The sequence below is a fragment of the Pedobacter miscanthi genome (assembly GCF_003315595.1).
Classification (GTDB): Bacteria; Bacteroidota; Bacteroidia; order Sphingobacteriales; family Sphingobacteriaceae; genus Pedobacter; species Pedobacter miscanthi.
Window position 1 is genome coordinate 1 of sequence record NZ_QNQU01000017.1, and the last position, 14,136, is coordinate 14,136.

Genomic DNA, 14,136 nt, shown 5'->3' on the forward strand with positions numbered 1-14,136 from the left:
GAGTAGGTCGGTGCCAAATCTTAAAAGAAACCCTTCAGCAGTAATGTTGAAGGGTTTTCTTGGTTTATGGGGGGGTACATAATGTTTATTTGCTGTCTTTAACAGGAAATTAAGCGCCACCAGGGCCGATGGTACTGTCCCGAACCTTCGGGATGGGAGAGTAGGTCGGTGCCAAATCTTAAAAGAAACCCTTCAGCAGAAATGTTGAAGGGTTTTCTTCGTTTACAGCAATTTGATTCATTTCAGTATCTTTTTAGCATGATAGACCCTGAAATAAATTCAGGGTGACGGGTAGCTTGTTTTTATTTGTTCCCGCAGATTACGGTGATCGCCGCAGAGACCATTCCATCTTCCATCATACCTCTATCCCAGGTTAAATAGCCCTGATGGAAGCGGTCCCGATTTTTCATCGGGAAAGCGTACAGCAGGACAGAACCCAACCTATAAGCACAGCAACTGCGCTCCAAATAATATTAAGGCTTTACGTGCTAAGCCAACTTATCAAAGGATAATAATATTAGTCCCCACACGAAGCGTTGATAGCCGCAGAAACTTTCCATCTCCCATCATCCATTTTCCATCTTACCTCACTTAACCCTCCTGTTAAAAAATGTAAAATCTTTCATGCTCAAGTTAATAAAACCGTATTATTGTAGTATTACGTACATAATATGATGATGAACGCTAACCTGAAGAAATTAACTTTTCTTGCTTTTATTTTGTGCTTAAACTTTACTGTTTTCGGGCAGAGTAAGAATGTACAGCTCCCTGCCAATTGGTTTAATTTAGATCTACTCGAAAACGGATATTTTGGTATCAGTACCGAAAAGGCATATCGCGAGCTGTTAAAAGATAAAAAGCCTAAGCAAAATGTTATTGTAGCCGTAATTGATGGTGGCGTGGATATCAATCATCCTGATCTGAAGCGTGTTTTATGGACGAATAAAAAGGAAATCCCGGGTAATGGTATAGATGACGATGGTAATGGTTACATCGACGATATCCATGGCTGGAATTTTATCGGTTCAAAAAAAGGTAACCTTGAATTTGATAATTTGGAATTGGTAAGGTTATTAAGGATTTATACGCCGAAATATCAATCTACAACCAATTTAACACCTCTCGACAGCACTCAGAAAGAAGAATTCAGGTTGTACAAAAAAATGGTGGGCGATTTCGGCAAGAAATATGAAGATGCCAGCAATACTTTTTCTGTGCTTATTGCCATAAACAAAGTCCTTGATTCTGTAGCGAAAATCAATAAAAAGGAAATCCCAACTTTAGCAGATATCGACAGTTACAAGCCCGATGATGAGACTGAAGAACAGGTAAAAACGATTATCAGAAAAGGCTCGAAAGAAGATGGCTCTTTTGAAAAGTTTTATAAAAATATTAAAGAAGGTTATAAGCAATATGATGCCATGTTGAAATATAACCTGAATCCTAAATACGATGTGCGTGCAGAGTTGGTTGGCGATGATTACAGCAATTCTTACCAGAAAGATTATGGTAACAACGATGTAAAAGGACCCGATGCTTTCCACGGTACCCATGTATCAGGCATTATTGGTGCCGATCGTACCAATACGGAAGGTGTTTTGGGGGTGGGCAATAATGTAAGTATTATGGCCATAAGGGTTGTACCTACCGGCGATGAACGTGATAAAGATGTGGCCAACGGTATCCGTTATGCAGTAGATAACGGAGCAAGGGTAATTAACATGAGTTTTGGCAAAAGTTATAAATGGGATAAAAAAGCAGTAGACTCGGCAGTGAAATATGCCGAAAGTAAGGGCGTATTATTGGTACATGCTGCCGGAAACGATAACCAAAACAATGATTTGGAAGAAAATTATCCGAATAAGTTTTACGATAGTAAAGAAGCCGAAGCTTATAAGGAAGCAAATAAAAAACCTGCCAAGCCTGATTTTACTCCTCCGCGACCAATGGCACAAAACAATGGAATGGGCATGCGGCCTCCTTTTGAAAGATCGGCATTATTAAAACCTGTTGTGGCAGATTCGGCTAAATTCAACCTGCCACACGCCTCCAACTGGATCGAGGTTGGCGCAAGTGCTTATAAGGATGATGATAACCTGAAGGCCGATTTTTCTAATTATGGCAAGTATAGTGTTGATGTTTTCGCACCGGGATTTCTGATCAAATCTACAGTGCCTGATAACAAATATGAAGAAGCGGATGGAACAAGTATGGCCTCGCCAGTTGTAGCTGGCTTAGCGGCTTTAATTTTAAGTTATTATCCCGAATTAAAACCTGCTCAGGTAAGGGAAATTATTATGAAATCGGTATCTAAAGTGGCCCACAAAGTGAAATATAAAAACGAAAGAGGCGAAAACGTACGGGTGCTTTTTAGCGAAATATGTGTGAGCGGTGGTATTGTTAACACCTACAATGCACTCAAATTAGCAGCAAGTTATAAATAGTTTGAAGTTTGCAATTTTCTAGTTCGCAGTTTCAGGTATTGATCTGATAAACTCCTGAAAGGTACCAAATGGATAGTTTTTCGCTTTCATCCATGAAATAAGCGACTCCATGCGTGCGATCATTTTTGCTCCGGTATTTTTTCTCACATAACCCGGGAAACCAAAGCGTTCAAAATCATTAAGATCGGTAAACTCCCAGGGGTGGAAGTAAATATTTAAATACTTATCCTTTTTATAGGTCCAGCTGGCTAAGGTTTTGTAAATGCTTAATGGTAAATTATGGAACGACAGCCAGAATAAGGGAAATCTGACTAACGGACTTACCGAAGCGGGGATTTGGAGTACATTATCCTTAACAAAATGCGTTCTGGAGATGTTAAAATTATTATAACGGCCTGGTAAATAAGTTGGATTGATCGAAGTATTATAGGCATAACCCGCTTTTTCAATTTCCTTTTCATCTACGGGCATCATCCGCGCCATGCGGTAACCCGTAATTTCTTTGCCCGAAAGTTCTTCCAGTTTAAGTTTCGATTGAAGCAGGTGCTCCGGTTTAAAATCAGAATGATAATAACCGTGCGAAGCCAGTTCGTGGCCTGTTTCGGTAATACGCTTAATCAGGTCAGGGATATTTTCGGCAAAAGTTACCGTACAAAAAAATGTGGCTTTTACCTTGTATTTATCCAGGATATCCAGAATAGCAATGGTTCCTGCCCTCGAAATGGCAATCTGATCTTCAAAAGAAATATCTTTTCCATATTCGAAAGGCATATCGAACTCTTCGATATCAAAACTTAACAGTACCATTTATTTTTGCTGGATATTAGTTGAACGGATAATATAATTTGGACGGTTTTTAGACTGCATAAACATTTTACCTACATAAATGCCAATAATGCCCAGAATAATGAGCTGTAAGCCTCCAAAAAAGACAATGGTCATAATTACCGATGCCCAGCCAGAAACCTCTACATGGTTTACAAAAGCGTAAATGATGTATGGAATGTAAAGTACAGAGGCAAATGAAAGAATAAAACCAAGGTAAACTGCAGAATATAGTGGTTTAATGCTGAAGGAAGTAACACCATGCAGCGCTAACCTGAACATTTTTTTAAGGGTATATTTACTTTGACCAGAAAAACGTGCTGCCGGATTATACCTGATGGCAAACTGTTTAAAGCCCAGCCATTTTACCAAACCGCGTAAAAAAGGTTCGTTTTCATGGAAATTCCTGAAAACACTCACTACTTTTTGATCCAATAAGCGGAAATCGGCTGCTCCCGGCTCTAAATCGATATCAGATAACCAGTTTAAGGTTTTATAAAAGAGATTGGACGAACTTCTTTTGCCTTTCGATAAACTTTTATCTTCTTCGCGTATGGTGTAAACCACCTCAAACCCATCCTGCCATTTCTCCAGCATCTGAGGGATCAATTCTGGCGGGTGCTGCATATCGCAATCCATAGAAATTACACAATCTCCAAAAGCATGGTCCATACCTGCCTTTACCGCCAATTGATGTCCGAAATTTTTAGAAAACTCCAGGAAAAAAATATTTTCAGCGGTTGCCGCATAATCCTTAATCGTCTGGAGGGTATGATCGGCACTCCCGTCATCTACCAATATAATTTCGTAGCGGTAATCGATCTTAGCAAAAACGTTTTTAATACTTTCGGCAATAACGAAAATATTATCGGCTTCATTGTAGGCAGGGATTACTATAGAAACTAACTTATTCATTAATCGGCAATCAGGTACGATTCAAAATCTTCTTTCATCATCTGGTATATTATGGTGAGCCAAATGATTACGCAAGGTAGGGCTTTAAGCGAATATAGACGAATAAATTCTTTAACCGGCCTTGGGAAAATATCGGTTGGCGATAGGCTGGTGAGTATAAAAGCAAAAATAAATAAAGCAATTATCCAGGCTTTCTTCGGGTTTTGCTGTACCATAAACCAAATGGCCACACCTGCAAACGCAATAATATAAGTTGGCGATTCTGACCCGCTGCTGAAAATTACGGTGAAAATTAATGTTGATGCCAGCAACATCAGCCTGAAACCTAAATGTTTATACTGCTTAATACGGGTATAGGGTAATCCGAATAGGATTAATCCACCCAATAAAAACGGCATGTTTGGGATGTTTACATTTCCTGTGGCTCTTCTCACCATGCCCATTAAAGAAATATCCTGAAAAGAAGTTAATGAGGCATTCAGGTCATTTTTATGCGCAAGAGAATGGTACCAGTCGCTGTAAGATTGAATAACAAACTCTGGCGATGAAATTACCATCGGCAAGGCAAATAACAGCCCAAATGCAATGATGCAGCCTAAAATAAATTTGAGTTTATTCTTGGTAAAAAAGAAAAAAGCAAGTCCGACTATACCGTATAGTTTTACCAGTGTGCCAAAAGCGATAAAAAATGCCGATTGTACCTCTTTCTTTTTGACCAGGTAAGAGAAACTGAGCAGGATAATACCGGTTAGTGCAATATTGAATTGAAAACTGAATAATGCGGTTAATGTTTCATGCGCACAAATCCAGGCAATAAGGGTGCGTTTGTTAAGCGAAATGGGTAAACTATAAATGCCCCACAATAAAATACATACGTTGGCAATATTCCATAAAATACAGCCTAAACCATCGGGTAAAAGGGCAAATGGTGCAATAGAAACCGAAAATACAGGTCCATAATGGTTGCTATCCCGATATTCAGCATAATTATTATATAAATTCTGAAGATCTGTAGTATGTAGGTATACATATTTAAAGATCAGGTAATTGTTGTACGAATGATGATGGTACTGTTTAAAACCCGCAACAATGGCCAGAATAAGGTAAATGGCAATCACACATTCCTTTTTTAAAAGAAATGATGATAGTTTGCTCAGATTAGCGTTTTTTGAATTATTCATTAATGATTTAGTGCCGCTAATATAACCATTTTAACAGTTTTGCGCTGACCGAAGTTTATTGATAAAGCATCATTAAAATTTTTGTCCGGTCTTTAAATCAGAAAGCTTAAAGTTTTTAAATGAGCCTATTCCAGCGAAAATTACTTTAAAGCCCATCAATTTTCCTATCGGGCTATGGTATTTTGTTTTAAAAATTTCCTTGTCATCTATTAACAAAACTACCTTTTGGTTTTCTACCCGTAATTTAACCTGTCCTCCATTGGTAAGGTCGTGACCAAACTCTCTTAAATCATCTTTTGCACCCATTTTTTGTACTTCCGAAAATTTATAAGAGCTCCAAACTGTACATTCGGGTTTGATGATGCTGAGAAAATGTTTGTCGTGTTCGCCATAAACAACCAGGTCTACCTGCGAGCAGCGTACCCCCGGCCGTTCGGCCGAAGTGGTAATGTATGCACTGAATTCAAAATTATCTGCACTGATTTCTGTTGGCCTCACATTGGCAAATGAGACGAAAAATGTTTTGCTGGTATCAACACCCGCATCCAGTACTTCCCTGCTTGTAACATGGTAATCGTACGCTGCAGAAATCTTTTTGAGTATCGGATATACCCTTGTCGAATCATTTTGCATGGTAGAAATAATATCCCAGCCTTTGCTCTGCAGGTATACATAGGCGGTATCTATAACAGCATTTTTATGATACAAAAGGGGAAAATATCTGCCCGGGGTTTCGTAATAATGGTTTGCAATGCTATCGCTGAAATTAGATCGTTTCAGGCTGCCATCGGCAAAATCGATTATAAAATTACTGAGCTTATCAGAAAGTTTTCCTTTAATGCCGAGTTTAAAAATGGCAGAATGCGGACTTTTCCCTTCAGGATTTAAACAGAGCAGTTTAACATTTCGGACTTCACCATTGCTCAGAACATAATAAATGCCGGTAACGGTAAGGATGGTGAAAAATGTTAATATGAAATAAAAAGTATTGTTACTTTTTGTTTTTACCGGTGCTGCTGTTAAAAATGTGTCTGGAGTTGTTTCTTTTTCCGTTACCGGATGTAAAAGTTCAAATTCATACCAATCGCGAAAGCCGATAAACTGTGCAAGGGCATCTCGTGTAGCTTTTTGCGGGTAATAACGTGTAGGCTTTTTAAGCTTCCCAAAAATACGTTTCAGTGTATTTTCACTTAAATGAACTTTCGTTTGCCGATGTAATAAAGCACTTAATTTAATGTAATCGCTGTTCTTCCATTCCGAAATGCTTTTTTCGCCAACCTGAAGAGCTACTTTTTTGCAACAGATATCCAGCTGTTTAAAAAAAACAGAATTTTCGGCATGTACAAACTCATTGTTCATTTGGTTTAAGTGGATGATTATTAGTTTGTTGGCTTGTCAATAATATTGGTAAACATTTGTATAAATGGTTATTGTTTTTGGACCTATATCATTACCTAAGTTTATAAAAGCAAATGACGACAAAAGGTTCTTTCGCTGCAAAACAAACTATTTTTTATAAAACTAACCAAATTTAATGAAAAAAAAACTACTCCTAATGGTGTTCTTTTTGTGCAGTTATTACGCACTAAAGGCACAAACCAGACCGGTTACCGGGAAGGTGATTGATGCAGGTACCAAAGAAAGTCTTATTGGTGTTACCATTAGCATACCGGGTACAAAAACAGGCACCACAACTGATACAAACGGGCAGTTCAGTTTAAATGTCCCTGCAGGCACAGATAAGCTTTTTGTGAGTTATGTTGGTTATCAGGAACAAACTGTGGCCATAACAGGAGCTAATCTTACCATCAGTCTGACTGCCAATACCAAAAACCTCAATGATGTTGTGGTGGTGGGATATGGCACGCAGAAAAAGAAAGATTTAACAGGTTCTATTACCAGTATTGGTGCCAAAGATGTAGGCGGCAGGCAAACTTTACAGATCTCCGAAGCCCTGCAGGGAAGTATACCTGGTTTATCTTCTACCCGGACAAGTGGCGCGCCCGGTAGCAGTTCTACCATATTAATCAGGGGGATTACCACAATTGGTACCAATAGTCCGCTGGTTATTATCGACGGCGTTCCCGGCAATATCGATAACATTAATCCCAATGATGTAGAAAACATTACTGTATTAAAAGATGCCGCTTCTGCAGCCATTTATGGTTCGCGTGGTGCTGCAGGAGTAATTTTGGTTACTACAAAAAGGGGATTGAGCGGTCAAAGCACCTTTGAGTATAACTACGAATATGGTGCACAAAAGGCAACAGCGCTGCCTAAATATGTTGGGGTAACAGATTATATGCGTTATATAAACGAACAGGTTACCAACGATGGCGGAAGCAGCGGGCCATATCCACAGGCAACCATTGATAGTTACCTGGCCAATAATGCGTCGGATCCTGATAAATTTCCGAATACCGATTGGCAAAATTCCATTTTAACAAACAATACTGCTCCACGCCAGCGCCATGGATTGGTTTTTACCACAGGTACCGATAAAATTAAATCCAAGGCATCATTTGATTACAGCAATGCAGGGGCTTTTTATGATAACCGGAATTTTAACAGGTACCTGTTCAGGATAAACAACGATTTTAAAATAAGCGAAAAATTAAACGCCAACCTGGATGTTAATTTTAGCCGGACGACCAATAACGCGAATGCGGGAGAATTAAATGGTTATAATCCAATTTACGAATCGCGCATCATGCCGCCCATTTATGATGATGTTTATAATAACGGTGATCTCGCTTTCGGTAAAGATGGCAGAAATCCTGTAGCACAGCTTAAAAAAGGGGGCTTTCAGAAAAATGTTGCCAACCAGTTGGGCGGAAGAATGGCTTTAAATTACAAGCCAATTTCCGGCTTAACCTTAACGGCACTGATTGCACCAACTTTCGATTTTAACAAAGGCAAGAATTTTTCAGAACAAATAAAATTCAATAATCCTGACGGCACAGTAAGTACAGTGGTGAACCAGGCCCGGACTATTTTAACAGAAGGGCGGACAGAAAATTTTACCATAAACGGGCAGTTCCTGGCAAATTATACTAAAACCATAGCCAATGATCATAATATCGATTTATTGGCTGGTTATGAAGAAAATTATCGGAATACCGAAAGTTTAGGGGCTTCAAGGTCAGGATTTTCTTTAACTGATTTTCCTTATCTTAATACCGGAAGTACGGAGTTGAGGGATAACAATGGCAGTGCAAACGAATCGGGTCTGCACTCTTTTTTCGGTCGTTTGCAGTATAATTATAAAAATAAATATTATCTGCAGGGTAATATTCGTTCTGATCAGTCGTCGCGTTTTGCTTCTCAGTTCCGTACTGCCGTTTATCCTTCCGTTTCAGGAGGTTGGGCAATAAGCGAAGAGAATTTTATGAAGGACGTCAAATGGTTATCCTTCTTAAAAATTAGGGGCGGATGGGGCCAGGCAGGTAACGAACGTTTACTGGATCGAAATAACAACCCGGCATATTATCCTTATCAGGCTACTTTAGATTTTACCAGCGCTTTATTCTATCAGAATGGAGTTGTTGTACCCTTAAGCGGTGCCGGTCAACAGGTTTATGCCGTGGATAACATTACGTGGGAAACCAGTCAGACTACAGATTTTGGTTTGGATGCCGCTTTCTTTAATAATCGCCTTAGCTTATCTGCATCATATTACAAAAAGAAAACTTTCGATATCTTATTACCTCTGGATATTCCCCTTTACATTGGTTATGATAAACCAAACCAAAATGCCGGAACGCTGGATGTTAAAGGTTTCGAACTGGAAATAAACTGGAAGGATAAGATTGGCGAAATCAATTACAGCATTGGTGCAAATTTATCCGATGCCAAATCAAAAATCGGCGATTTAAAAGGTACACAGTTTTTGGGCGATCAGATTATCAGAACCGGAAGTGAGTACAACGAGTGGTTTGGTTATAAATATAACGGCATTTTTCAGAATGCAGCAGAAGTTGCAGCCGGTCCGGTTGCCAACGCTAATACCAAACCTGGCGATTTTAGGTATATGGATACCAATAATGATGGCAAAATAACACCGGATGATAGGGTATTATTGGGTGGTGCTTTACCAAGATACCAATACGGCGGGAATATCAGGGCTGATTACAGAGGCTTCGATTTTAATTTGGTTTTTCAGGGCATAGGCAAAAAATTAAGCCGTTTAAATAGCGAAGCAATAAGGCCTTTTGCCGAAGCTTTCGGAAATGTGCCACAGGATATTGTCGGCAAATTTTGGAGCTTAAACAATACGCCCGAGCAAAACCAGGCTGCCTTTTATCCAAGGCTCTCCAGTACGTCGAGTGGTAATAACTATGCCTTATCAGATCACTACCTGATTAGTGGTTCCTATTTCAGGTTGAAGAATATCACCCTGGGCTATAGTTTAAAAGAAGAATGGGTTAAAAAGATCGGCATTAAAGGCCTGCGGGTTTATATTTCCGGAAACGATCTCTTTTCAGCAAGTAAATTTCCAAAATACCTGGATCCCGAAGGTGGAGATTATGCCTACCCAATAGTTTCTACCGTATTGGCAGGGGCCAGTATTAAATTCTAAATCAATTACCATTTGATACATAAAATATGATGGTTTCATCACAACTGAAAAAAACGATATAAAGATGAAAAAGATATATTTTCTCCTTTTAGCAACATTGGTTTTAACAGCTTGCAACAAGCTCGACTTAAATCCACTTTCGGAGGCAGCAACAAGTACCTTCTACTCAAACCAAACAGAATTGGAGCTTGCAGTAAACGATCTTTACCGGTTGGATTTCTGGCAAAATGACAATGAACTGTTTAGCGATAACGAATGGCACAGGGCACAGTTAACCAATGCAGTAATTGGCGGCACCATGACGGCAGAAGACGGCACCGTAAGTAATTATTGGCTAATCTGTTACAAAGCCATTGCAAGGGCAAATTCTTTTATTGCCAATAAAAACAGGGCTGCAGCAAATACACCGGCAGCTGTAATTTTAAAACTGGAAGCCGAAATGAGGCTGATCAGGGCATACCAATACTCGAAACTGATTGCACATTTTGGCGATGTTCCGTTTTTGACCGAACCCGTAGAATTATCAGAAGCCTATGGCATAAAAAGGACTCCTAAAAGCGAAATCCTAAAATTTATTTATACCGAATTGGATTTTGCTGCATTAAACCTGCCGGCAAATTACAGTACGGCAAGCGTTAAAAGATTAACCAAAGGAGCTGCTCTCGCAATAAAGGCAAGAATTGCCTTATATATGGGCGATTATGCCATTGCCCGTGATGCAGCCAAAGCCGTAATGGATTTAGCTGCTGCCGGCAACTATGCCTTAAATGCAAATTTTTCCCAATTATTCTTAAAAGCCGGCGAAAGCAGCAAAGAATTAATTATCAGCATCCCCCGGGAGCAGGCACAGAATGTATCGAGCTCGGCGGCCTACGTTCAGGATAACATATCCAGAAATGCAGGTGGTTTTGGTGCTCAACTCCCCACCAGGGAAATAGTTGATGCTTACGAGTGCATAGATGGAAAGCCTATTAACGAATCCTCCTTATACAATCCTTTAGATCCGTTTAAGAACAGGGATCCCCGTTTAACCGCCACCGTAGTGGAGTTTAATACTTATTGGTTAGGGTATAATTATGCTCCACATCCCGATTCGTTACAGGTTTGGAGCAGTAAATTGGGCAGAAAAGTAACCAACAACGATACCCGCAAGGTAGCTGTAAATGCAAGTTTTACAGGTTTTTTATGGAAAAAAGGAATCGACCAAACCTGGGCCGACCGCTTAACTGAAGATAACGACGCCATCATTTTCCGGTATGCCGAAATATTATTAACCTATGCCGAAGCCAAAATAGAACTCGGTGAAGTTGATGCATCGGTTTTAGATGCCATTAACCAGGTTAGGGCAAGGGCTTATGGGGTTACAGCGACGCAAAGCACCATGTATCCGGCAATAGTAGCTACTGATGTAACCGCATTGAGAAAAATTGTACGTAGAGAAAGAAGGGTAGAGTTTGTTAGGGAGGGATTACGTTACATGGACCTGATCAGGTGGAAACTGGCCGAAAAAGCTTTAACAACACCCGTAATCGGTTTGCCCGATCCAGCCAATCAGAACCGCGCCAAATGGCCCTTTCCGGGTACTACACCAATTGATGCCGATGGAATTGCAAACTATTCAGGTTTTGGGGCAGATGTTAAAATTTTAGTGAACAGAAGTTTCGATAAAAACAAACAGTATTTATGGCCTATTCCTGCTGTAGAGAGACGAGTAAACAGCAATATTACCCAGAATCCTAATTATTAACATAGTAGCCGGAAGGAATACTTTCGGCTTTATTTCCGCACATGAAAAGAAACCTAAAATTAAGATTTAGCGCGCTGATCAGTTCAGCAATTTTTACAGCCCATTTTGCCCAGGCACAAACAAAACCCTTGCAGGTAAGTGGCGTTTATCCGCATTTGGCCACATTTAACGAAAGCTGGGATAAACAGGATTGGCAAAAAAAAGGTGCTACCAAAAGTTATGGCGATGGTGGCGAAAATGGTATTGGTGCCATTACCCCCTGGGCAGGTAAGCTCTGGATGGTTACCTATTCGCCACACATGCCGAAGGGAAGTTCGGATAAGTTATACAGTATAGATAACAATCTTAATGTAACCATTCACCCCGAAAGTATTGGTGGTACACCTGCAAACAGGCTGATCCACAGGGAATCGAACCAGCTAATTACAAGCAACTATTTTATCGATGATAAGGGAAATATCAGAGTAATCCCCTTTTCGGTTATGCCGGGCCGTATGACCTCAACCACTCGCCACCTTACCGATCCGGCCAATATGGTCTATTTTTACGATATGGAAGGCATGTTGTACGAAGTTAATGTACATACACTTGCGGTAAAAAAGCTGTTTAACAAACCGGTACCCGGTTGGCATGGCAAAGGTGCCTATACCGCACAAAACCAGTTAGTAGTAGCCAATAATGGCGAAGAAGCTGTTTTTAAACTGACAAAAGATATGCTTGAAGTTGGCGATGTGCCAAAAAATGAAGAAGAAAAAGGCGTTTTAGCCAGCTGGGATGGTAAAACATGGAAAATTATCGAACGACGTCAGTTTACAGATGTTACCGGGCCAGGGGGTATTTATGGTTCGCCAAATGATAAAACCCCGCTATGGAGTATTGGCTGGGATAAACGTTCGGTAATGTTGAAATTATTGGATGGCGGTAAATGGTATACTTACCGTTTACCCAAAGCTGCCCATACCTACGATCACCGTGGTGGCTGGTATACCGAGTGGCCTCGAATCCGCGAGGTTGGCAAGGATAAAATGCTGATGGATATGCACGGCATGATGTACGATTTCCCTAAAACTTTTTCAAGGAACAACAGCAGTGGTATTACTGCGGTTAACAGCCATTTACGTTACATCCCCGATTTTTGCAGCTGGAACAACCAGATTGTAATTGCTACAGACGAAACAACAGTTTTAGAAAACCCCATGGCAGGCAGGGCACAATCCAACTTGTGGTTCGGGCAGTGGAGCGATTTAAAAAACTGGGGCGGTGCTACAGGCTGGGGCGGCCCCTGGGATAATGATGAAGTTAAAGCAAATATCCCGTCGGATGCATTTCTGGTGAATGGTTTCGATAAAAAAGTGCTGCATCTGGCACAAAAATCAAGTCAGCCCGTACGTTTCACCATCCAGGTAGATAAAAGAGGAAATAACAAATGGGAAGATTATCAAACCATAACCGTAGGTGCCAAATCTTACAGATATTTTATATTTCCAGCCGGTTTTAAGGCAACATGGGTTAGGTTTAAAACCGATAAAAATTGTACGGCTTCGGCATTCTTTCACTTTACCGGGAAAATGCACGAGAAAGCGGATCCAATGTTTAATACACTTGCTGGCATCAATGAGCAGGCAAAAGTTAACGAAAACCTGATCCGTCCTTCAGGATACAATAAAAACCTTCAGGCTTTAAATATTACCGATGGTAAAAAACAGTATCTGGAAGTTGACGAAAAATTAGCCTTCGTAAACAATACTGCTGATAGTACTTCCCAGATGGAAAAGCTTTTGGCGCTGACCAAAAATTATACGGTTGACGATGCCTCTATCATCATTAAAGATAAAACTGGTACTTTCCGTTTGCCAAAGGGATCAGCTAACTATGAACTTTTTCCATACCGCGATAAAAGGGAGGTCGAATCCGAGCGTTTTATGATGAACATCGAAGGAACATTTTACGAGGTTGGCCGCGAATCAGGTTTTAATGCCATCCGTCCGGTTACCACACATAACAAAAAAATAACCGATTTCTGTACCTGGAGGGGATTATTGGTGCTTAGCGGAACCAAACAGGATGCTAAATCGGATGGACATTATTTTGGCACTCAGGCCAACGGCTTATGGTATGGCGGTATTGACGATCTTTGGAAAATGGGCAAACCGGTTGGCCAGGGAGGAGTATGGAAAAATACGGACGTAAAAGCAAATGATCCATCGCTGCCTTACTTAATGACGGGTTACGATCAGAAAAAAGTGGGCTTAAAGGCAGATAAAGATGTAGAGATTACTTTAGAAGTTGATTTCGATTTAACAGGCTTTAACCCATACAAAACTTTTTCTATCAAGGCTGGTCAAACCATCAATTATACCTTTCCTGATGGGTTTAGTGCGCACTGGGTAAGGGCCGTTGCTAATAAAAACTGCCAGGCAACCGTAACACTTACTTATTTGTAAA

Annotated in this window: 8 protein-coding genes; 4 read left to right on the top strand and 4 right to left on the bottom strand. The window is 40.2% G+C overall.

The window, feature by feature from the left end:
• Positions 1–677: 677 nt before the first annotated feature.
• Positions 678–2,444, top strand: a complete 1,767-nt coding sequence (locus tag DRW42_RS18665) for a S8 family peptidase (protein ID WP_167437816.1) — start codon at positions 678–680, stop codon at positions 2,442–2,444.
• Positions 2,445–2,462: 18 nt separating this feature from the next.
• On the opposite strand, the gene DRW42_RS18670 is transcribed toward DRW42_RS18665, so the two are convergent.
• The 4 genes from DRW42_RS18670 to DRW42_RS18685 all read right to left on the bottom strand — a co-directional run bounded on the left by DRW42_RS18670 (position 2,463) and on the right by DRW42_RS18685 (position 6,724).
• Positions 2,463–3,251 carry a polysaccharide deacetylase family protein gene (locus DRW42_RS18670; RefSeq protein WP_113950350.1) on the bottom strand — a complete coding sequence of 263 codons (789 nt, stop codon included), beginning with the start codon at positions 3,249–3,251 and terminating at the stop codon, positions 2,463–2,465.
• Positions 3,252–4,184 carry a glycosyltransferase family 2 protein gene (locus tag DRW42_RS18675; protein ID WP_113950351.1) on the bottom strand — a complete coding sequence of 311 codons (933 nt, stop codon included), beginning with the start codon at positions 4,182–4,184 and terminating at the stop codon, positions 3,252–3,254.
• Positions 4,184–5,365, bottom strand: coding sequence for a glycosyltransferase family 87 protein (locus tag DRW42_RS18680; protein WP_113950352.1), 1,182 nt, complete (start codon positions 5,363–5,365; stop codon positions 4,184–4,186). The genes DRW42_RS18675 and DRW42_RS18680 overlap by 1 nt, the downstream gene beginning before the upstream one ends.
• A gap of 72 nt (positions 5,366–5,437) precedes the next feature.
• On the bottom strand, positions 5,438–6,724 hold the full coding sequence (locus DRW42_RS18685; RefSeq protein WP_113950353.1) for a hypothetical protein: 1,287 nt from the start codon (positions 6,722–6,724) through the stop codon (positions 5,438–5,440).
• A 175-nt stretch (positions 6,725–6,899) separates the two neighbouring features.
• On the opposite strand from DRW42_RS18685, the gene DRW42_RS18690 reads away from it, so the two are divergent.
• The 3 genes from DRW42_RS18690 (at position 6,900) to DRW42_RS18700 (ending at position 14,135) form a co-directional block, all read left to right on the top strand.
• Positions 6,900–9,944: a SusC/RagA family TonB-linked outer membrane protein gene (locus DRW42_RS18690; protein ID WP_113950354.1), complete on the top strand. Its 3,045-nt coding sequence runs from the start codon at positions 6,900–6,902 to the stop codon at positions 9,942–9,944.
• Between the two features lie 64 nt (positions 9,945–10,008).
• On the top strand, positions 10,009–11,691 hold the full coding sequence (locus DRW42_RS18695; RefSeq protein ID WP_113950355.1) for a RagB/SusD family nutrient uptake outer membrane protein: 1,683 nt from the start codon (positions 10,009–10,011) through the stop codon (positions 11,689–11,691).
• 41 nt (positions 11,692–11,732) lie between these two features.
• Positions 11,733–14,135, top strand: coding sequence for a hypothetical protein (locus DRW42_RS18700; RefSeq protein WP_113950356.1), 2,403 nt, complete (start codon positions 11,733–11,735; stop codon positions 14,133–14,135).
• Position 14,136 lies beyond the last annotated feature (1 nt).